Annotated in this window: 20 protein-coding genes and 2 pseudogenes; 11 read left to right on the plus strand and 11 right to left on the minus strand. The window is 69.6% G+C overall.

Annotated features, from left to right (window positions below):
* Positions 1 to 72 precede the first annotated feature (72 nt).
* Entirely contained in the window at positions 73 to 549 is a 477-nt protein-coding gene (locus tag OG488_RS01325) for a hypothetical protein (RefSeq protein ID WP_329225053.1), read from the minus strand.
* A 333-nt stretch (positions 550 to 882) separates the two neighbouring features.
* Here OG488_RS01325 and OG488_RS01330 point away from each other — a divergent pair, with 333 nt between their 5' ends.
* On the plus strand, positions 883 to 1,563 hold the full coding sequence (locus tag OG488_RS01330; RefSeq protein WP_329238344.1) for a hypothetical protein: 681 nt from the start codon (positions 883 to 885) through the stop codon (positions 1,561 to 1,563).
* Positions 1,564 to 1,731: 168 nt separating this feature from the next.
* On the opposite strand, the gene OG488_RS01335 is transcribed toward OG488_RS01330, so the two are convergent.
* From OG488_RS01335 to OG488_RS01345, 3 genes are all read right to left on the minus strand, one after another.
* The gene (locus OG488_RS01335) at positions 1,732 to 2,013 is read right to left on the minus strand and encodes a hypothetical protein (RefSeq protein WP_329225054.1); all 282 of its coding nucleotides are present in this window, start codon (positions 2,011 to 2,013) and stop codon (positions 1,732 to 1,734) included.
* A 32-nt stretch (positions 2,014 to 2,045) separates the two neighbouring features.
* Positions 2,046 to 2,363 (minus strand): hypothetical protein, encoded by a 318-nt coding sequence (locus tag OG488_RS01340; protein WP_329225055.1) that lies wholly within the window; start codon positions 2,361 to 2,363, stop codon positions 2,046 to 2,048.
* A 161-nt stretch (positions 2,364 to 2,524) separates the two neighbouring features.
* Positions 2,525 to 3,406: an oxygenase MpaB family protein gene (locus OG488_RS01345; RefSeq protein ID WP_329225057.1), complete on the minus strand. Its 882-nt coding sequence runs from the start codon at positions 3,404 to 3,406 to the stop codon at positions 2,525 to 2,527.
* A 245-nt stretch (positions 3,407 to 3,651) separates the two neighbouring features.
* Here OG488_RS01345 and OG488_RS01350 point away from each other — a divergent pair, with 245 nt between their 5' ends.
* Complete coding sequence (locus tag OG488_RS01350; RefSeq protein WP_329225059.1) at positions 3,652 to 4,119, plus strand: SRPBCC family protein; 468 nt, start codon at positions 3,652 to 3,654, stop codon at positions 4,117 to 4,119.
* 178 nt (positions 4,120 to 4,297) lie between these two features.
* Here OG488_RS01350 and OG488_RS01355 read toward each other — a convergent pair whose 3' ends face one another.
* Together OG488_RS01355 and OG488_RS01360 are read right to left on the minus strand one after the other, a co-directional pair.
* On the minus strand, positions 4,298 to 5,074 hold the full coding sequence (locus OG488_RS01355) for an SDR family oxidoreductase (protein ID WP_329225061.1): 777 nt from the start codon (positions 5,072 to 5,074) through the stop codon (positions 4,298 to 4,300).
* A 338-nt stretch (positions 5,075 to 5,412) separates the two neighbouring features.
* Complete coding sequence (locus OG488_RS01360; RefSeq protein ID WP_329225063.1) at positions 5,413 to 5,871, minus strand: carboxymuconolactone decarboxylase family protein; 459 nt, start codon at positions 5,869 to 5,871, stop codon at positions 5,413 to 5,415.
* Positions 5,872 to 5,959: 88 nt separating this feature from the next.
* Here OG488_RS01360 and OG488_RS01365 point away from each other — a divergent pair, with 88 nt between their 5' ends.
* Both OG488_RS01365 and OG488_RS01370 read left to right on the plus strand, forming a co-directional pair.
* Entirely contained in the window at positions 5,960 to 6,835 is an 876-nt protein-coding gene (locus tag OG488_RS01365; protein ID WP_329225064.1) for a sigma-70 family RNA polymerase sigma factor, read from the plus strand.
* A gap of 264 nt (positions 6,836 to 7,099) precedes the next feature.
* Positions 7,100 to 7,933 (plus strand): PIG-L family deacetylase, encoded by an 834-nt coding sequence (locus tag OG488_RS01370; protein WP_329225065.1) that lies wholly within the window; start codon positions 7,100 to 7,102, stop codon positions 7,931 to 7,933.
* A 394-nt stretch (positions 7,934 to 8,327) separates the two neighbouring features.
* On the opposite strand, the gene OG488_RS01375 is transcribed toward OG488_RS01370, so the two are convergent.
* Together OG488_RS01375 and OG488_RS01380 are read right to left on the minus strand one after the other, a co-directional pair.
* The gene (locus OG488_RS01375) at positions 8,328 to 8,687 is read right to left on the minus strand and encodes a DoxX family protein (protein WP_329225067.1); all 360 of its coding nucleotides are present in this window, start codon (positions 8,685 to 8,687) and stop codon (positions 8,328 to 8,330) included.
* Between the two features lie 95 nt (positions 8,688 to 8,782).
* A pseudogene (locus OG488_RS01380) lies at positions 8,783 to 9,036 on the minus strand (cupin domain-containing protein); the annotation flags it as partial.
* Positions 9,037 to 9,132: 96 nt separating this feature from the next.
* On the opposite strand from OG488_RS01380, the gene OG488_RS01385 reads away from it, so the two are divergent.
* Positions 9,133 to 9,984 (plus strand): LysR family transcriptional regulator, encoded by an 852-nt coding sequence (locus tag OG488_RS01385; RefSeq protein WP_329238347.1) that lies wholly within the window; start codon positions 9,133 to 9,135, stop codon positions 9,982 to 9,984.
* 19 nt (positions 9,985 to 10,003) lie between these two features.
* Here the strand turns inward: OG488_RS01385 and OG488_RS01390 are convergent, their stop codons facing one another.
* Positions 10,004 to 10,990, minus strand: a complete 987-nt coding sequence (locus tag OG488_RS01390) for an alpha/beta hydrolase (protein WP_329225069.1) — start codon at positions 10,988 to 10,990, stop codon at positions 10,004 to 10,006.
* A gap of 143 nt (positions 10,991 to 11,133) precedes the next feature.
* Here OG488_RS01390 and OG488_RS01395 point away from each other — a divergent pair, with 143 nt between their 5' ends.
* Positions 11,134 to 11,742 carry a helix-turn-helix domain-containing protein gene (locus tag OG488_RS01395; protein WP_329225071.1) on the plus strand — a complete coding sequence of 203 codons (609 nt, stop codon included), beginning with the start codon at positions 11,134 to 11,136 and terminating at the stop codon, positions 11,740 to 11,742.
* A gap of 155 nt (positions 11,743 to 11,897) precedes the next feature.
* Here OG488_RS01395 and OG488_RS01400 read toward each other — a convergent pair whose 3' ends face one another.
* Both OG488_RS01400 and OG488_RS01405 read right to left on the minus strand, forming a co-directional pair.
* On the minus strand, positions 11,898 to 12,659 hold the full coding sequence (locus OG488_RS01400) for an MBL fold metallo-hydrolase (RefSeq protein WP_329225073.1): 762 nt from the start codon (positions 12,657 to 12,659) through the stop codon (positions 11,898 to 11,900).
* Positions 12,660 to 12,816: 157 nt separating this feature from the next.
* Complete coding sequence (locus OG488_RS01405) at positions 12,817 to 13,812, minus strand: helix-turn-helix domain-containing protein (RefSeq protein ID WP_329225075.1); 996 nt, start codon at positions 13,810 to 13,812, stop codon at positions 12,817 to 12,819.
* Positions 13,813 to 14,129: 317 nt separating this feature from the next.
* Here OG488_RS01405 and OG488_RS01410 point away from each other — a divergent pair, with 317 nt between their 5' ends.
* The 5 genes and pseudogenes from OG488_RS01410 to OG488_RS01430 all read left to right on the plus strand — a co-directional run bounded on the left by OG488_RS01410 (position 14,130) and on the right by OG488_RS01430 (position 18,755).
* Entirely contained in the window at positions 14,130 to 15,077 is a 948-nt protein-coding gene (locus OG488_RS01410) for a helix-turn-helix domain-containing protein (protein WP_329225076.1), read from the plus strand.
* Between the two features lie 376 nt (positions 15,078 to 15,453).
* Positions 15,454 to 15,650 (plus strand): annotated as a pseudogene (locus OG488_RS01415) (helix-turn-helix domain-containing protein); the annotation flags it as partial.
* A 258-nt stretch (positions 15,651 to 15,908) separates the two neighbouring features.
* Positions 15,909 to 16,730 carry an alpha/beta fold hydrolase gene (locus OG488_RS01420; RefSeq protein ID WP_329225078.1) on the plus strand — a complete coding sequence of 274 codons (822 nt, stop codon included), beginning with the start codon at positions 15,909 to 15,911 and terminating at the stop codon, positions 16,728 to 16,730.
* A gap of 162 nt (positions 16,731 to 16,892) precedes the next feature.
* The gene (locus OG488_RS01425; RefSeq protein WP_329225079.1) at positions 16,893 to 17,684 is read left to right on the plus strand and encodes an alpha/beta hydrolase; all 792 of its coding nucleotides are present in this window, start codon (positions 16,893 to 16,895) and stop codon (positions 17,682 to 17,684) included.
* Positions 17,685 to 17,933: 249 nt separating this feature from the next.
* Positions 17,934 to 18,755: a maleylpyruvate isomerase family mycothiol-dependent enzyme gene (locus OG488_RS01430; RefSeq protein ID WP_443074272.1), complete on the plus strand. Its 822-nt coding sequence runs from the start codon at positions 17,934 to 17,936 to the stop codon at positions 18,753 to 18,755.
* Positions 18,756 to 18,781 lie beyond the last annotated feature (26 nt).

The following is an 18,781-nucleotide window of genomic DNA, read 5'->3' on the forward strand; positions in this document are numbered from 1 at the left end:
GCAGTTGCGTCAGGGGGCTTCTCCGGCTGAGCGTCATGCGTCCACCGACGAACACGGAGTCCCGCTCAGACGTCAGTCCCATGCGTTGAAGAGCACTCCGCCCACCGTGGTGATGCCGTAGAGGCGCACGTGCCGCCACTCTCCCTGGGTCAGGGCCGAGGTGTCGACGTCCGAGAGCGGCCGAGTGAGCTGCGCGCGATCAAGCACGGCGAACCCCAGGTCGGCAAAAGTACGGGCCCACGGTGGCGGTGCGCGGAACTCCTCGGTGTACCAGTCCCGGCGTTCCCGCGCGAAGGCGATCCAGGGGTGGTGGGCGTGACACAGAATGGCGTACTCGCCCGTGCTTTCGATGACCGTCGCGGTGTGGAACGTACGAGGGTACGTCTGTTCCTCCACCTCGCCCACACAGCCTTTAGCCGCCCGAGCGGCTGCGTACAGCGCTGCCCGGAACGTCCGCTGGTCGGTTTCCGGCGGCGGCCCGTCCTTCGACCGGAAGAAGCCCGTGGCGCCTAGCGGCAGCGCGAACGCTGCGTCCCCGTCTACGGCCATGTGGTCATTCTGCCAAAGGCCGACCCCCGAGTCGGCGAACTCCCCATCCGGCGTGACGAAGGAGACCGCCCCGGCTTCCGGCCCGACGCCGAGGCGATGACCGCATGCTGGTCCAAGGGTGATAGGCGCCCGCTCGGCGCACTGCGGGCGGCGGCAGCGCCGATGCCGAACGTGCTTCATGGGCTGCTGTTTCACACACATTCAACACGTCGATCATGGAACGGAATCGCTGAAACAGAACCTGGACAAACGCGCGATCATTTCAGGATCGACTCGGCCCTAACGTCGTCGTCGTCAGCAGGAAGCACCGCAAGAACACCGTTGGAGATCATGATGCGCTCGCGTCTCGCCGCCCGTTCGACCCGTCTCGTCCTGGCGGCCGCCACCCTGACAGCCCTCGCCGCCAGCACCGCCTGCAGCGCCGAAGACGCCACGGGAACCGACGCCTCCGCAGCCCCGTCCTCCACTTCCTCCGCTTCCTCCGCTTCAGCGGGCGGCAAGAGCGAGACCCCTGCCGACGGCAGCACCACTCACGGCAACAGCCTGTCCGCCAACGGCTCCACCGGCGACGAGGGCAAGTCCGGAGACGACGACAAGAGCGGCTACGGGCAGTCCTGCGGCACCAATGACCTGGACTTCACGATCACCTGGGAGGCGCAGCCGATCAGCTACTACCTCGTCACGGCCAAGGCCAAGTCCGGCATCACCTGCTATCTGGACGTCAACACCCCGAGCGTCTCCTTCGGCTCCCGTGCCGACGGTGTCGCCTCGCCTGTCGGCCAGGGCGGTGAAGATCCGGTCAAGCTCTCCGGCTCCTCCGTCGCGTACACCGGCATCAACGTCAAGACCACTGAGGGGGAAGGCGGCACGCAGTTCGAGTTCGTCACCATCGCCACCAGCGAGGACGACCCCAACCCCGCCGAGGTCGAGCTCCCCGACGCGCCGACCGTGAACAAGCCGATCGTCACCAACTGGTCCACCAAGCGCAACGAGGTCGTCCCGCACCTCGTCTGACGGTCCTGTCGTCGTCGAGCGTGACAGCGTTCGGACAGCGAGGAGAACGATGGGGAGGGCCGGCCGCAGGCAGGGGCCGACCGGGACCGCAGCGCAGAGGACGGGGCCGAGAACGGCCCCCCGGTGAATCCCGGAGGGCGGCGAAGCGATCGCTGCCGCGCGGTCTTTTCAGCAGAACCAGCCGTTCTGCACCCACCCTCTGCGGTTGATGTCTCCGTAGGCGAAGCCGTAGACCCAGTCCCCGCCACCCTCTTCCACGAGGAAGGTCTGGCCGCGGTACAGAGTGCCCATCCATGCTCCGTGCGGAGCGGTGACCCGTACGAACAGGTCCTGGGCGCAGACCGTCTCGCGCTTTCCCACCGTGCCGTCGGCCGCGCCCGCAGGGCTTGCCGTCATCAGAACCGCGGCGGTGGCCAGAGTCAGGGCTGCGAGCTTGCTCGTCCGGGTCATGGCTCGTCCGTTCCGTCGTAGCTGCAAAGGGCTCACCAGGTTCCGTAGCCGCCGAGGCATTCCTGCCTCACGAAGCCCCAGTCGTTCGGACCGAAGTCGAACGTGGCGGCCCAGCCGTTGTAGACGGGGTGAGCTCCCCTGGTGTGCCCGACCTTGTCACCGCGCGACAGGGTTCGCTTGAGTCCGGCCGGGCCCGATGAGCTGTCATAGTTCGCGTAGAAGCTCGCACTGTCGCAGACGATGACCGCATGCTCGGGAACGGTGGGATCTGCCTGCGCGGCCCCCACAGGGATGAGAGCAAAGGCAGCGGTCATGGTCAGGGCGACAACCGCGCGCCATGTAGTGAACATGACAGCAATGATGAGGGAGCCGCCGCTCTACGTCGAGAGGGCCGAGGTCGAACGGCCCCCGGGTCTCGATGACGTGGGCGAGCGCCGGACTCTTGCCATCGGAGCCCTACGGCGGGCGCCCTTCGCCTGGCCCTGTCGGCCCATCCACCCGCGCGCGGCACTCAGGGCCGCGTCGTCCCGCCCTCGGGCCCGCGCATCGCCCATCTGATCAGACCCGTCGCACCTCGACCGGCAGGCGTCAGCACCCATCGCTCCCCCGGCCCCCAACGCGGAAGCCCCAGTTCACTGGTCGCCCAGCGAGGCAGGAGGGCGACAGCGTTGCTCGCCAGGGCCCCGTAGAACGGCAGCGCGAGAACAGGAATCGGTGGCCGCAGAAGCAAATAGCGAGTGGTCTGCCGCGCTTGCGGCGTACCTCGCAGCTCTGCTCGATACTCCTCCAGGCGTGCGGCCAGCGCCTGGGTGGACCGGGGAGGAGAGACGACCCCCAGCGCCTCGGCGATGCGAGCCATGTCCGCGACGTACCGGGAACACTCGTCGCCCGTGAGTGGCCGCGCCCCGAACCTCTGGTGCGCCCTGAGGAAGCTCTCGGTCTCGGCCACGTGCACCCACTCCAGCAGATGGGGATCGGACGCACGGTACGGCACACCCTCGTCGGTCACGCCCTGGATGCGCGCATGCACGCCCTTGACACGCGCGCAGGCGGACCGTGCGCTGTCGGCCGTGCCGTACGTCGTGGTGGCGAGGAAGGTGCTCGTGCGCTGCAGCCGCCCCCAGGGGTCGCCCCGGAACCCGGAGTGGGCGGACACCGCGGCCATCGCTACGGGATGGAGGGACTGCAGGAGCAGCGCCGACAGTCCGCCGACGAACATCGCACTGTCCCCGTGAACGCGGCGCACCGGGCTGTCCTGCGGGAACCAGCGAGGGCCGGGCGTGTGGTGTATCGCGTCCCTGTTCCGGGGACCGTCCGGACCGGCGACACGCTCGAACAAGAGTTCGCCAGCGCGCTCACGCAAGGCATCGAGTGCACTCGGGAGAACGGCCATAAGCGCTCCTCGCGGCTCTGCCGGCCTGATCTCGCAGTGAGCCGGCCCGGACGGATGCAGCCGAGACGGAACCGGAGGCCTTCACCTCATGATCCGTACGAGGCGAGGCGCCCGCCACTCGTCGGCCGAGAGGATCTGCGGGATCTGCGGGATCTGCGGGATCTGCGTCCGATGATCGCGTACAGGGAAGGAGACAGCCGTGCCCGGCCCGGGCACGGAACACCACGTGGTCCCCAGGAGTCGTAGTGATCAAGGTTGAACGCATCATGCAATCGGACCGTCCGCGCGACGAGATCGTCGCTTACATGGCCGACTTCTCCCACGCCGAACAGTGGGACCCAGGCACCATCACCTGCCGGCCGGTCAGCGCCACCGCCCTGGTGGAGGTGGGCGCGGAGTGGCTGAACGTCTCCTCGTTCCGCGGACGGCGCACCGAGCTTCGCTACGAACTGACGCGGATGAGCGACGAGCGGCTCACCTTCGTCGGGCGCAACAAGACGGCTACGTCGACGGACGACCTGCACTTCGAGGCGCATTCAGGTGGCACCCGGATCACCTACCGCGCGCACGTCGAGTTCCACGGATTCGCGCGTCTGGCCACGCCCGTGCTGAAGAGGGAGTTCGAGCGTCTGGGAGATGAGGTCTCCGAACAGCTTCCGGCCGCACTCCGGCAGGCCCTGGGGCCTTCCACGCCCGGACCGCAACAGCTCTGACCTGGCAACCGGTGCGGGGCCTGCACCGGCCCAGCCCAGCCGGATCGCGGCAACCCGGGCGAGCCCGTCCCGCCGGTCCGGCCTGCGGCCGCGGTGTCGAGGTGACCGGGCCGGGCGGCGTGGGAGCGCGCAGTGTGAGCTCGGCGGCAAGGCGGCGGTGATCTGTACGGTGGTCGGGCTATTCAGGGAAGGGGCCGCGGACCGAGACTCCGCCGTCCAGCACGATCTGCTGACCGGTGATGTAGCGCGCCTCGTCCGAGGACAGGTAGACGGCAGCAGCAGCCATCTCCTCCGACGTACCGTAGCGGCCTGCCGGGATCTCGGGGACCCATGTGTCGGAGGGGCCGGCGTTGACGGCAGTACTGATCGCCCCGCCTGCGACGACGTTCATCCGTATGCCGTCGGCCGCGTACTCGGCGGCGACGGTCCTCGCCAGGCTGTACAGGCCGGCCTTGGCAGCGCCGTAACCGGCCTGCTTCGGAGCGGCCATGAATCCGGTGACCGAGCCGATGCTGACGATGTTCCCGCCGGTGCCCTGCTCCAGGAACAGCCGCAGCACGCGCCGCACCGCGCGCGCCACGTAGCGCAGATTTACGTCGTAGACGGTGTCCCAGTCCTCGTCGGTCATCTCATGCAGTCTGACCGCGGGTACGAACGCGACCTGCCCGCCGACCACCGTGATCAGGGTGTCCAGTCCCCCGAGCCGTTCGGCCGCGCCGACGATGACGTCATCGAGCTGCTCACCGGAGCGGACATCGCCGCTCAGCGCATGGGCGACGTGCCCGGCCGCACGCAACTCGTCCGCCGCGTCGGTTGCCCTCGCAGCGTCCACGTCGGCCACGGCGACTGACGCCCCGGCGACTGCACAGGAACGGACGATGGCTCGGCCGATCCCGGCTCCACCACCACCGATCACCAAGGTCCGCTTGCCATCGAGTCTGCTCAAGCCGTCCATGTACCCTCCACCTTCGTCAAGTTGCTCAAAGCTAGTCGTGACGAGTCCGATGAGGAAACACGAAAGAGCCGAAGCAGTCGGGCAAGTGACGCCGTAGGCGCGTGCGATGAGCACGTTGCGGCTGGTGTGCTCACGGCGTCGCAGCCGTTCTGGTACCCCCTGCCTGTTCCGGGAAATTCGGCTGCGGCCCCGGGCAATGATCGGGGCCGCTACGAACAGCAGTCGGTCACCGCCACACCCGTCACGGACGAGCACAGCCAGGGATCGTCCGGCAGGGACAGGGCCTGATCTCCCGACGAGTGCGATCACCGATGAAGTGGCCGTGGGTACGGATGGGTTCAGCCCCAGGTCTGGCCGGCCGGTTCCTTGACGGTGCGGTTCAGCCGGTTGAAGAAGTTGGTCAGGGCTATCTCCAGGTTGATCGCACCGATCTGCTCCTCGGTGAAATAGGCAGTGGCCTCTTCCCAGATCTCGTCGGTGACGCCCTCCGCACCGTCCTGCAAGCGGGTGGCTGCCTCGGCCAGCGCCAGTGCCGCGCGCTCCGCGCCGGTGTAGAACGGCGCCTCGCGCCACGCCGCCACGGTGTGCAGCCGCTCGTCGGTCTCGCCGGCCTTCTTCCCGCCGACGACGGCCGCGTGGACACACGCCGAGCAGCTGTTGATCTGACTGACGCGCAGGTGTACCAGCGCGAGCAGCTTCGGGGCGACGCCGCCCGCGGCGATCGCCTTGTGGAGGTGCTGGATCGCTGTCCACACATCGGCGTTGTGAGCGTTCTTGTTCTTGAGTCGGTTCTCCATGAGGGAAGTGCTCTCCTTGATCGGGGTTACGTTCCGGGGCCGGCGCCCGTCACCCGTATGACGGAGCAGTTTCGAGGAAGGTGACAACATGCCCGAGGCACATCCCACGGATCCGATCGTCGCTGCCTTCGAGTCCCACCGTGGTCGGCTCCGAGGCGTTGCCTACCGAGTGCTCGGTTCGCACGCCGACGCGGAGGACGTGGTCCAGGAGGCATGGCTGCGTCTCTCCCGTCAGGACACCGGGGCCATTGAGAACCTAGGCGGCTGGCTGACGACCGTGGTCGGCCGCATCAGCCTCGACGTCCTGCGGTCGGGCCGGACCCGCCCGGAAGTCGCCCTCGACGACCAGCTGCCCGAGTTCACCGCGACGCCGGATGACGCACCGGCTCAAAAGGACCGCGTGGCGCTCGGGGACTCCGTGGGCCTCGCGCTCCTCACGGTCCTCGACTCGCTGCGCCCGGACGAACGACTGGCGTTCGTGCTGCACGACGTGTTCGCCGTGTCACACAGGGAGACAGGCGCGATCATCGGCAAGTCCGCCGACGCGACGAAGATGCTCACCAGCCGTGCCCGCAGAAAAGTGCAGGCCGCTCACCGGCCGGCGAGCGCGGGGCCGCAGCAACGCGAGGTGGTCCAAGCCTTCCTTGCCGCCGCAGGGGAGGGTCGGTTCGAGCGGCTGCTGCAGGTTCTCCACCCCGAAGTGAAGTTCACCGTCCGTACCCCGGAAGGTCAGTTCGTCACGCTCGGAGCCACCGAGGTCGCCACTCGCGCGCGGGTGGCCGGAAGGGCGGCACGCGGACATGCGACGACCGTCAACGGTCGCCCTGGCGTCATCTCCTGGAGCAACGAGGGCACCCCCCTCTCACTCCTCACCTTCGCCGTCGCCGACGGCCGCATCACCGAGATCACCGCTGTGGTCGATCCGGCCGAACTCGCGCTCATGAACCTGCCGGTCCCCGTGTGATCGCCTGCCGGCGGAAGCCGGTCTTCCTCGTTCGAGCCACGAGACCGCTGCACCGCGGCCCATGCTGTTCTCGACGTCATGATGCGCCCGTAGTGGCGGGAGCGGAGGATCTCGGATCGCCTGCAGGCGCGTGCCGGGAACAGGCGGTCCGGCCTGCACTGTTACAGCGGACGGGATACCGGCACCGCAGATCCGGGACCCGAGGTCGCGGAACACTCGCCCGCGCACGCCGACCAAGACACATATATGCAGGAGGACCTATCCATGACCGACCGGCCCTTGACTCTCATGGCAGTGCACGCCCACCCCGACGACGAGGCCACCGGAACCGGAGGAGTCCTCGCGCGATACGCGGCGGAGGGCATCCGCACGGTTCTCGTGACGTGTACCGACGGCGGATGTGGCGACGGGCCGGGAGGTGCGAAGCCGGGAGATCCCGGGCACGATCCGGCAGCCGTCGCCGTCATGCGCCGTCGAGAACTCGAGGCGAGTTGTGAGGCCCTGAAGATCAGCGACCTGGAGATGCTGGACTACGCCGACTCCGGGATGATCGGCTGGCCGAGCAACGACGCCCCTGGATCGTTCTGGCAGACCCCCGTGGAGGAAGGTGCCACCCGGCTGGCGGAACTCATGCGGCACTATCGGCCCGACGTGGTCGTCACCTACGACGAGAACGGTTTCTACGGCCACCCCGACCACATCCAGGCCCACCGCATCACGATGGCGGCAGTGGAGATGTCCGCGCTGACACCGAAGGTGTACTGGACGACCATGCCCCGCTCGATGATGGACCGATTCGGCGAGATCATGCGCGAGTTCCACGAGGACATGCCCGAGCCGGACCCCGCCGAGGCTGCCGCGATGGCCGAGATCGGCCTCCCCGACGACGAGATCACCACGTGGGTGGACACCACCGCGTTCAGCGGGCAGAAGTTCGACGCACTGGCCGCGCACGCCAGTCAGGGCGAGAACATCTTCTTCCTCAAGATGGGCAAGGAACGGTTCGGCGAGTTGATGGGCATGGAGACCTTCGTAAGGGTCCAGGACACCACCGGCGCGTCCCTGCCCGAGAACGATCTCTTCAGCGGCCTGCGCTGATCCGGCCATCCGGGGCTGGGGCCCTGGGAGGGCTCAACCGCCGCGCAGCACGATCGAATGCATCGCCCAGACCTGGTGGTCCACACAGATTCAGGACGGACCACCGAAGTCCCCCGTCAACGGAGGCTCTCGCCACCAGATCATGACCACGAGCCGGCTCCCGTCCCGACCAGCGGAACACGGGGCCGGTGCCTGTTCACCGGGCGTCGCGCCTGTGCGAGGTCGCGCGACGCCCGGCGATCAGCACTTGATCACCTGCTCGGTCACCGTCCCCGACAGGGGCCCTCCCCCTGGCCTGCACGGGGGCGAGCCGATCGCACCGAGGTATCAGCTCGGACGTTCCGCTGGACGCACCGGTCGGGGATTGCCTCCTTCGAGCGGGGACGGTGCCCAACTACAGCCCGGTCGACAGCCAGATGCTGACGGCCGCGATGACGAGGAGTCCGGCGTTGAGTGCGATCCGGCGGTCTCCGCCGGTCAGGTGCATGGGGATCGCAGCTGTCTGCAGGAGGACGAAGCCGATGGCCGCGGCCGGTGCCAGGGAGGGTACGACACCGGTCAGCGGTGGCAGGACCAGGCCGATCGCGCCGAGAATCTCGACCGTCCCCAGCGCTCTGAGGGCGGGCAACGGTATGCGGTCGACCCAGGCCATCATCGGGCGGAGCTCGTCGCGGCTCCGGATCACCTTCAAGGTTCCTGCGTAGCAGTAGAAGAGGGCGAGCAGTCCGGCGACGATCCAGTAGGCGATGGTCATGGTTTCCGTTCGTGGCCACCGTGTCGTGTGGCCGGTCGCTTGTGTGAGGCGGCAGTGCGACGGGTCTCGTCGGGTGGCAGAAGGGTGGCCGGTGGCACGTACAGGTCGGGGGTGAATGTGCTGAGCATGACCGCGGGCTGATCGGTCAGGTCGGCGAAGGCGTGCGGGGTGCCTGGGTGTGCGGGGCGAGAACGGACTCGGTGATCGCCAGGCGGTGGCCGGTGTGGCTCCCGTCCTCAAGGACCCGCATGCGCGTGGCGCCCGGAACGATCGTCTCGCCGACACCGGGCCCCCTCACCGGGAGGGAGTGGTCGGCCTGTGGCTCGCTGGTCCTCGCTTCGTCGGTCATGCCCACCAGTGCACCGCCGGCACCCTGCCGGTGTCCAAGACCCATCCCGCGACTCCGATACCTCGTGGGTATCGTTGCAGCATGGAGCCACGGAGCATGGAGCTACGGACCTTGCGCTACTTCGTGGCGGTCGCCGAGGAACTCCACTTCGGCCGGGCCGCCACCCGACTGCACATGAGTCAGCCGCCGCTGAGCCGCGCGATCAAGCAGTTGGAGGCAGACGTCGGCGCCCTGCTCCTCACCCGCTCGCCCATGGGCGTCACGCTCACGCCGGTGGGCACGGTCCTGCTCGACGAGGCGCGCGCCCTGCTCGACCATGCCGACCGCGTCCGCGCGCGTGTCGGTGCGGCGGCCGGCGCCGCGACCCTCACCGTGGGCATCCTGGGCGACGGCACCGACCCGGGCGTGTCCAGGCTCGCCGCCGCCTACCGCCGGAACCACCCCGGCATCGACATCCGCGTCCGCGACACCGACCTGACCGACCCGACGTGCGGGCTGCGCGCCGGGCTGGTGGACGTCGCCCTCACCCGGGCGCCTTTCGACGAGACGGCTCTGACGGTGCGGGTGCTGCGATCCGATCCGGTCGGTGTGGTCCTGCGCGCAGACGATCCGCTGGCCCACCGGGACACACTGCGGCTGGCCGAGCTGAGCGATCGCCGCTGGTTCCAGTTCCCGCAGGGCACCGATCCACTCTGGCAGTCGTACTGGAACGGCGGCAGGCTGCGCGAGGGGCCCGTGGTCCGCGCCGTTCAGGAATGCCTGCAGGCCGTGTTGTGGAACGGCACGATCGGCCTGGCGCCGTTCGGACACGACCTGCCCGAGGAGTTCGTCGTGGTACGGCTGACCGACATGGAGCCGAGCCGCGTGGTGGCGGTGTGGAACGAAGGTGACAGCAACGCGTTGGTCCGGTCCTTCGTCGAGACCGCGACAGCCGCGTACCGCCAGTGAGTGAGGTGACCCGTCCGGTTCAGCCCTGGAGTGTGGCGAGCCAGTCGGTCAGCAGGCGGTTGACCTCGTCGGGGCGTTCCTGCTGGATCCAGTGGCCGCAATCGTCGAGGAGGTGGGAGGAGGACAGGGAGGGAAGGGTGGTGGGGTAGGCGTCGATGGCGTCGGCCATCCAGGTGGTGGAGGCGTCCAGGGCGCCGCCGATGAAGAGGGACGGCTGCTTGATCGGTGCGCCGCGGTGCGGGGCGAGGTCCTCCCAGTCCTGGTCGATGGCGCGGTAGCGGTTGAGTGCGCCGGTGACCCCGGTGCGCTCGAACTCACCGGCGTAGACGTCGAGGTCGTCCTCGCTCAGCCAGGCCGGGAGGATGGTCGTCGGGAAGCGGTCGCACAGCCGGCCGCCATGGGCGACGAAGTGCGGGTCGGGCGCGTCCTGGGCGGGCATGGTGTCGGCGGACAGGGCCGCGTAGAAGCCGGCGAGCCAGCCCCGGACGTCGGGCTCGATCTCCGCTTCCGCGCGGCCGGGTTCCTGGAAGTAGGAGACGTAGAACTCCTGCTCGGGGCCACCGATCCGACTGAAGACGTCGGTCGGGCGGGGACCGCCGGGCGGCGCGTACGGCACGCTCAGCAAGCCGACCGCGCGGAAGACTTCGGGGTGGAGCAGGGCGGAGGCGGCCGCGATGTTGGAGCCCCAGTCGTGGCCGATGATCACTGCCCTCTCCTCGCCCAGTGCGCGCACGACCGCGACGTTGTCCTCCACCAGGTCGAGCATCCGGTAGGCATCGGGCGCGGTGGGCCTGGAGGAGCGGCCGTAGCCGCGCACGTCGATCGCCACCGCCCGGTAGCCGGCCGCTGCGAGTGCCGGGAGCTGGTGGCGCCAGGAGTACCAGGACTCGGGAAAGCCGTGCAGGAGCAGGACCAGCGGGCCGGTTCCGTGCTCGACCAGGTGCAGGCGCCCGGCCGGGGCCTCGACGGTGCGGTGGCGGAGGGCGGCTGACGGTGCGGACTGCATGGGGACTTCTCCTCGGTTCGCCGGTGGACGCGGGTACCCCTCGATCATGCGGCGCGTCGGCCACCGGGCGCGATCAGCATTGCCATTCTGGCAAACTTGCAGCACAGGACGGTGGGACTCCAGGCACGGGAGGTGCGGGGACGGTGGCAGGCGACGACATGGCCGAGACACTGGCGGCGATGGGCACCCGGCTGCGGGCCACGCGTGAGCACCGTGGCGCCACGCTCACCGGCGTCAGCTGTGCGACCGGCATCTCACCGAGCACGCTGTCGCGGATCGAGACGGGCCGGCGCAAGCCCACCCTGGAGGTGGTGCTGCAGTTGGCGAAGGAGTACGGCGTCTCGCTGGACGAGCTGGCCGGGACCGCCCCCGTCCCGGCGTCCGGCCCCCGCTCGTCGGTGCTGAGCTTCGGGGACGACAAGGCCGTGCTACCGCTGACCCGCTATGTCGGCGGCCTGCACGCGCACAAGCACGTCCTGCCCTCGGTCCAGGAGCCGCACGGACGGCCCCGGCAGGTCTCCCACGACGGCTATGAATGGATGTGCGTCCTGTACGGGCGGCTGTGGCTCGCACTCGGTGACAAGGACCTCGTCCTGACCTCCGGGGACGTGGCCGAGTTCGACACCCGTACCGCCCACGGGGTCGCGAACGCCGGATCGGACGGGCCGGTCGAGTACCTGATCATGTTCGGACCGCAGGGCGAGCGCCTACGGCCGCGCACTCCTCCGGCCGCCGGTCGTGGGAGCCGATAGCCGAATCACGCCCGCCCGAGAGGGCCCGGACGCACAGCCATGGGGTCCGGAACTCGCCCCGACACCCGTGCCGGTGTGGAGCAGACAGGAGAGGTGGCCGTCCGCCCCTGTGCTCGGCCACCTCGCCCCTGTTCCTCCGCCGTCGTCCAGGGAGCTCAGGCGGACGGCCCGGAGGTGTCGATCACGGTCGGTACGCCTCGCTCCGCCCACTGCAGGCGGTCGTCCAGCCGGGCGTGGGTGAAGGCTTCGGTGATGCCTTCGCGGCCCTGGGTGAAGTGGTCCCAGGCGTCGTAGTGGACGGGGACGACCGTCCTGGCGCCCAGGGCCTGCGTCAGGAGGGCTCCCTGCGCGCCGTCCATCGTGATGTATTCCTCGCCGAAGTACGGCACGACCGCGGCGCCGAAGTGGAGCACGGCCGCGCCGACGGAGTGGCGCCGGCCGATGTCGTCGAGCTCGTCGTAGTAGACGGTGTCGCCGGAGATGTAGAGGGCGTCGTCGTCGCCGGGGGCGCGCAGCAGGAAACCTATGACGTCGCCGGCGTGTCGGCCCGGGGTGGCTGTGACGAGCAAGGTGCCCCGGTCGCCGGTGAGTTCGTGGGTCTCCCAGGGGGCGAGTCCGATCGCTCCGTCGCCGAGTCGCCGGGCGCCGCTGACCGTGGTCAGGACGGTCCGGCCCGCCAGCAGTGCGCGGCCCGCCGCGTCGAGGTTGTCGGGGTGCTCGTCGTGGCTGAGGAGAATCGCGTCGAGGGCCGGCAGGTCCTGGGGCGCGAGGGCGGGCCCGACGAGGCTGCGCAGGGTGACAGGACCCGTGGGGTACTCCGTCGGCGCGTGGTCGAAGGCGGGGTCCGTCAGGAGGTTCAGGCCACCCGCCTCGATGAGGACGGTCGCGGTTCCGATGTAGGTGAGCGTGGTCTTCACGGGGCTCTCCCTGGAGTGGGGCCGGTTCGGTGGATCCGGCCGGGCGTGGGGGTCGCGATCCCGGCCGCGCACCGGTGGGGATCCGCTCGGTGGCGACGAGCACGGGTCGCTCGTCCATGGCCTCAGCGTGCGCCGTACGCCGGTGCGCGGTCATCAGTCAGATGACTGCTCCTGCCCCTCGGACGTCGCCGCGCCCTTCCTCGTGCGCCCTTCGTCGCCAGTCGCGGGGAGACACACCGTAGGCGTCCTTGAAGCGGTGGCTGAAGTGGGTCGGATCGGTGAACCCCCAGCGCCGGGCGACGACGGCGATGCCGAGGCCGGTGCCCGAGGGGTGGCCCAGCTCCTCGCGCGCTCCTTCGAGCCGTTGCTCGATGATCCACTGGCTGAGGCTGAAGCCCGCCTCCGCGCAGAGTGCGTACAGGTGCCGCTCGGAGATGTGGTGGGCCGCAGCGATGCGGGCGGGCTTCAGGTCCGGGTCGGTCAGATGCCGCCGTACGTAGGCGCGGATCTGCGTCAGCCGCGTCTCGGCGACGGCGGCCCGGGCGTGGTGGTCCTCCCGGGCGGCGGAGGCGATGAGGGCACGCACCAGACCGAGGGTGATCTCCTCCAGGCCGGTGCTCGCCGGGTCGCCGAGCAGAGCCTCGATACTGCCGGTGAGATGTGCGAGGTGATCGGTCACGAGCGGGTACAGCGGACTGGACGGAAGGTGGGGCAGCGCGCCGCGCACGACGTCGACGGGGAGGGTCAGCTGATCGAGAGGGACCTGGATGCAACGCGAGGCGCCGTGTCCCGACCACGCGTAGTCGTAGGGGACCGAGTGGTCCATCATCAGCAAGTGCCCTTGCGGTACCAGTCGTTCGAGGCCCAGGTGGAGCTGTCGTCCTTGGGAGCCCGTCTGCACCGCGAGCGCGATGAGGGGCTCCGCGTCACCGAGTCTGGCCTGCTTGGCTGTGCGTACCAGCCGGATTCCCGTGGACTCCGCGCTGAAGACCTGCATCGTTCTCAACGGCCAGACGTCCAGCCGGGCACGGATGTCGGCGCCGGTCTCCTCCTGCACCACATAGCAGGGAACGGTGGCGCTCACCATGGCCGAGTACATCGCCTCCGCACGGTCGGCCGGCGCTATGTCAGCCGTGTCGAGCACCTTCACCATACGAGCCCCCACCCGGAACAGGCGGTCGGCATCCGCCCTGACCAGCTTAACGAAAGATCAGCAGGGTGCGTGATGATCCGGCCACCGCGCACCGCGGCGACCACGGGGGCCGGGCTGCCGTGTGCCGGGCCATGGCGAAGAACATGCGGTGGCAGCCAGTTGAGGTGCGGTGACAGCCAGAAAGGCGCCGGATCCGGTGCCTAGAGTCGGCGCAGGCCGCCCTCCGGACGGTCGTGCTCCACGCGGTCCGGACGCGGCCCCTGTGAAGAAGAAGGCCCGGTGGCGCGACCGCGGGCATCGTGATGCCTGGGGGCGATGTGCTGGTTCTCGACACGGCTGATCTCCCGGTTCCGGACCGGGCCGAAGCCTTCCACGCGGCGGCTGCGGGAGAGACCGGCAGTTGCTCGATCGAACAGGAGGAGGCCGCGTCCGGGGCCTGGAAGAAGCTGGAGACCTGGAGCTTCGGGCCGATGACTCTCTTCGCCACCCAGGGCTCGGGGATGCGCATCAGGCGCACACCGCGGCACGCCCGGTTCGATTCGATGAACACCGTCTCCGTCATCACCCAGCCTCAGGGGCGGGCGGCCTTCGGCTGGAGCGGCCATCAGCAGTTCGTGGGACCCGAGGGCCTGGCTCTGGCGCACAAGACCGCCGGCTACGAGTACGGCTGGTCCGGGACCGGTCTCTCCGTGGCGTTCATGGTCGACACCGACAGGTTCGGCATGCCGGAAGACATGGTGAGGGCCGCGATCCCGGTCCTGCACCACAGCAGGATCACACCGCTGTTGCTGCACCACGTGCGGGCCCTGCACGGCGACGCCGATCGCCTCAGCACCGATCCGAGCGCCGCACACCTCGCAGCCGCCACCCTCGAACTCACCCGCGCCCTCGTCGCGTCGGTCGCCCCTGACGGGCCGGTGCGCCGGACGGTCGCACAGGACACCCTCCTCACCCGGGTCCTGGCCTTCGTCCGTGCCCATCTCGCCGAGCCGGAGCTCACCCCGCAACGCATCGCCCAGGCCCACAACATCTCTCTGCGCTCCCTCTACCGGCTGTGCGAGGACGGTGGCCTGAGCCTGGAGAGGTGGATCATCCGGCGGCGTCTGGAAGGCGCACGCCAGGATCTCGTCTCGCCGGAACACTCCCACCGGACCATCGAGTCCGTCGCGCGGTCCTGGGGTTTCACCAACCCGGCCTTCTTCTCCCGGCGCTTCAGGGAGACCTACGGGATCTCCCCGCGCGAGTGGCGCCGGCTCGCGGGCTGACCCCTTGTGGACCCTCGGCACGTGCGGCAAACCGTCGCACGGCTCTGACCTGCTCGGCGCACGGGCACGGCAGATGGCGGCGCGGTGTGGCACGCAGAGGAAAGGAACCGGCGTGCAGGGAGAAGAGTCGTGCGGGGTGGTCTGTCAGAGTCCTGTCCGTCCGCTGCGTCGGAAGGGAGGGCTGAGGAGGATGCACAGGACAGCTCGTCAGAGGTCGAGAAAGCTCAGGACTGCCGAGTTCCACTGATGCGGGTGGGTGAGGGGGGGCACCATGGGGAGCGGTGGGCACCAGGACCGTGCGGCGACTCGGCACCGTGCGGCCCAGGACCGCGGCGCTCGTTCCGTACGGCATGAACGCGTCCCGGTCCTGAACGCCCTGACGGCCCAGCAGCTGGAGGTCGCCCAGCTCGCGGCGTCGGGCTGAGCAACAAGGAGATCGGCGAGCGGCTGTACCTGTCGCCCCGTACCGTCAGCGCGCATCTCTACCGCGTCTTCCCCAAGCTCGGCATCACGTCGCGCTCGGCGCTGCGCGACGCGCTGGGGGGTGCGGGGGCTGGCCCGCTCGTTGCCTGAGGTGTCGGGCGGGGCGCGGACCCGCCGCCCCCGACAGGTGCCGATACGGGGTGCGCGCAGGTGGCCACGCTCCACCGGCCGCGTGCAGTCAAGTGACCGATTGCTCCGGGCCATGGGGCTTCTAGCGTGAGAGAGGCAGAGCGACCCGACCTGACCGACGACGCCGGGAACGGCGAGTTCGACCGGACCTCGAGCCGGCGCACCGCTCGCACCACCCGCACTCCGCGCTCCACACCGCCGAACGAAGGGGACCACGCCATGAGCACCTTCACCACCACTGACGGAACGGACATCTTCTACAAGGACTGGGGTACCGGCCGGCCGGTCGTCTTCAGCCACGGGTGGCCGCTGAACGCCGACGCCTGGGACGACCAGATGCACCTGGTCGCCTCGCACGGTTACCGGGCCGTGGCCCATGACCGCCGCGGCCACGGCCGGTCCGGCCAGCCGTGGCACGGCAACGACATGGACACCTACGCCGACGACCTCGCCCAGCTGATCGAGCACCTCGACCTGCGCGACGCCGTACTCGTGGGTCACTCGACGGGCGGCGGCGAGGTGACCCGGTACATCGGCCGGCACGGTACGGCCCGGGTCGGCAAGGCAGTGCTGCTGGGGGCGGTGCCCCCGCTCATGCTCCGGACCGACGCCAACCCGGAAGGCCTCCCGATCGAGGCCTTCGACACCATACGGGCGGGGGTGAGCACGGACCGGTCGCAGTTCTACGCCGACCTCAGCCTGCCGTTCTACGGCTTCAACCGTCCCGGCGCGACCGTCTCGCAGGGAGTCTCGGACGCGTTCTGGCTGCAGAGCATGCAGGTGGGTCTCAAGGGCGCGCTGGACTGCATCCGGGCCTTCTCCGAGACCGACTTCACCGACGACCTGGCCCGCTTCGACGTACCCACACTGATCGCCCACGGCGACGACGACCAGATCGTCCCCGTCGTCGCCGCGGGCCTGAAGTCCGCCGACCTCGTCAAGGACGCCACGCTCAAGGTGTACGAAGGCGCACCTCACGGCCTGGTGGGGTCGTTCCGGGAGCAGTTCGAGGCCGACCTTCTCGCGTTCCTGGCCGACTGAGCACCCCCTCACCGCCCGGTCGTCGTGCCTCAAGGGCTGTCCCGGACCGGGCGTACGGCCTCACATCGCCCCGGCCTTCCCTCCTCGCCGACCGCTGTCCACTGCTCCGCATCCGCCCGCGTACACCACGCGGCACCCCACCCGACTCGCTCAGGGAGACCCATGAAACCCGACACCATCCTCCTGATCCACGGCTTCTGGGTCACACCCCGCAGCTGGGAACAGTGGATCCCCTACTACCAGGCCAAGGGCTTCCGCGTGGTGGCCCCCGCCTACCCCGGCTTCGAGGTGGAGGTCGAGGCGCTCAACGCCGATCCGTCCCCCGTCGAGGCGCTCTCCGTCCCCTCGATCATCCAGGCGCTGGAGAAGCTGATCGACGAGCTCGGCACACAGCCGATCATCATGGGCCACTCCGCCGGCGGTGTCTTCACCCAGATCCTCCTCGACCACGGCTACGGGGCTGCGGGTGTCGCCATGAACTCCGCGCCCACCGAGGGCGTCGCGACAATCCCGCTCTCGCAGCTCAAGGCGACCTTCCCGGTGTTGAAGAACCCTGCCAACCGCCACCGGGCGGTCGGGTTCACCTACGACCAGTGGCGTTACGCGTTCACGAACACCTTCCCCGAGGACCAGGCCCGCACCCTCTACGAGCGGTACCACATCCCTGCCTCCGGGCATGTGTTCTGGGGCAGCGCCCTGGCCAACATCCACCCCGGCCACGCCGACACGTACGTCGACTACCACAACGGGAGCCGGGCGCCCCTGCTGTTCGTCGCGGGCGAGAACGACCACCTCATGCCGCCGAGGATCCAGCGTTCCAACGCCAAGCACTACAAGGCGGACACGGTCACCGAGTTCGTCGAGTTCCCCGGCCGGTCCCACCTGATGCCCGCCCAGCAGGGCTGGGAGGAGGTCGCGGACCACGCCCTGAACTGGGCACTGGACCACTCCTGACCGACGCGCCGGGTTCGGTCGGGCCCGCACCTCCCGTGGGCGCGGGTCCGACCGGTCTCGGCCCGCACCCGTCGATCGAGGGTCCCCGGACACCTCGACCGGATGTGCTCCGGCTGGGGCAGAAGACATGGGTGCCATGCCTCTTGCCGGGAGGCGGTGTGAGCTGTTCTTGTGTACCCGCAGGTGACAGACGTGGGACAGGCCGGGGAATCCACCTCGGCCGACAGCCCCGCCTCGCCTCGCAGAGGAGTGGAGCCGGTGGCAGGGCAGGACGTACGGGGCGCACTGCCCGAGGGGCTGGCCGATGCGATACGCACGACGGCCGAGGACATAGCGGAGCTGCTGCGCGGTGCCCCGGGCACCGGAGGTCCCGTGCCGGGGTCGGAGTGGACCGTGGGGGAAGCGGCGGCGCACCTCGCGCAGGCCAACGCGTTGATGGCCGACATCGCGGCCGGACGTCCGCGCAGCCACGGTGACGGCACCCCGCAGAGCCTGGCCGAGGCCAACACGCGGGCCCTGGCCGCATTCGGGGAGCGCGATGCGAAGCCCTTGGCAGCGATGATCGAGGAGCAGGCAGGTGCCTACCTCGAGGCGGCGGCGGAGCATCCCTCCCAGGAGATGCTGATGACGCCGCTGGGCCCGCTGACCCGCGAGGTACTCGGCTCGTACCTCCTGACGCACATGCTCGGCCACGGCCACGACCTGGCCCGCGCCCTGGGACGCCCGCACATGGTCGCCCCGTCCAGGGCAGGGCTGGCCCTGCCCTTCATGATCGAGGTCATGCCCCGGGTGACCGACGCGAAGGCCACGGCAGGCCTGACCGCCTGCTACGCCGTCCGGCTGTGGGGCGGCAACCGGTTCGGGGTGACGTTCACCGACGGCACGGTGTCCGTGGACCGCCGGCCACCGGAGCGGCCGGACTGCACCCTCTCCATCGAGCCGGCGACGTTCCTTCTGATGGCGCTCGGCCGCTGTGCGCCGACGAGGGCGATGGCCAGGGGCCGGGTCTTTGCCTGGGGCCGCAAGCCGTGGATCGGGCCCCGCTTTCCCAGGTACTTCAAGGCTCCGTGAGGGGGCAGGCCCCCGGAGCCCGCATC

The organism is Streptomyces sp. NBC_01460 (assembly GCF_036227405.1).
Classification (GTDB): Bacteria; Actinomycetota; Actinomycetes; order Streptomycetales; family Streptomycetaceae; genus Streptomyces.

What these genes read in the sequence shown, in the direction of transcription:
- OG488_RS01335 (WP_329225054.1), bottom strand. Translation starts at nt 2,013, where the DNA reads ATGACCCGGACGAGCAAGCTCGCAGCCCTGACTCTGGCCACCGCCGCG.
- OG488_RS01325 (WP_329225053.1), bottom strand. Translation starts at nt 549, where the DNA reads ATGGCCGTAGACGGGGACGCAGCGTTCGCGCTGCCGCTAGGCGCCACG.
- OG488_RS01365 (WP_329225064.1), top strand. Translation starts at nt 5,960, where the DNA reads ATGCCCGAGGCACATCCCACGGATCCGATCGTCGCTGCCTTCGAGTCC.
- OG488_RS01385 (WP_329238347.1), top strand. Translation starts at nt 9,133, where the DNA reads ATGGAGCTACGGACCTTGCGCTACTTCGTGGCGGTCGCCGAGGAACTC.
- OG488_RS01345 (WP_329225057.1), bottom strand. Translation starts at nt 3,406, where the DNA reads ATGGCCGTTCTCCCGAGTGCACTCGATGCCTTGCGTGAGCGCGCTGGC.
- OG488_RS01375 (WP_329225067.1), bottom strand. Translation starts at nt 8,687, where the DNA reads ATGACCATCGCCTACTGGATCGTCGCCGGACTGCTCGCCCTCTTCTAC.
- OG488_RS01420 (WP_329225078.1), top strand. Translation starts at nt 15,909, where the DNA reads ATGAGCACCTTCACCACCACTGACGGAACGGACATCTTCTACAAGGAC.
- OG488_RS01370 (WP_329225065.1), top strand. Translation starts at nt 7,100, where the DNA reads ATGACCGACCGGCCCTTGACTCTCATGGCAGTGCACGCCCACCCCGAC.
- OG488_RS01330 (WP_329238344.1), top strand. Translation starts at nt 883, where the DNA reads ATGCGCTCGCGTCTCGCCGCCCGTTCGACCCGTCTCGTCCTGGCGGCC.
- OG488_RS01390 (WP_329225069.1), bottom strand. Translation starts at nt 10,990, where the DNA reads ATGCAGTCCGCACCGTCAGCCGCCCTCCGCCACCGCACCGTCGAGGCC.
- OG488_RS01360 (WP_329225063.1), bottom strand. Translation starts at nt 5,871, where the DNA reads ATGGAGAACCGACTCAAGAACAAGAACGCTCACAACGCCGATGTGTGG.
- OG488_RS01340 (WP_329225055.1), bottom strand. Translation starts at nt 2,363, where the DNA reads ATGTTCACTACATGGCGCGCGGTTGTCGCCCTGACCATGACCGCTGCC.
- OG488_RS01425 (WP_329225079.1), top strand. Translation starts at nt 16,893, where the DNA reads ATGAAACCCGACACCATCCTCCTGATCCACGGCTTCTGGGTCACACCC.
- OG488_RS01405 (WP_329225075.1), bottom strand. Translation starts at nt 13,812, where the DNA reads ATGGTGAAGGTGCTCGACACGGCTGACATAGCGCCGGCCGACCGTGCG.
- OG488_RS01355 (WP_329225061.1), bottom strand. Translation starts at nt 5,074, where the DNA reads ATGGACGGCTTGAGCAGACTCGATGGCAAGCGGACCTTGGTGATCGGT.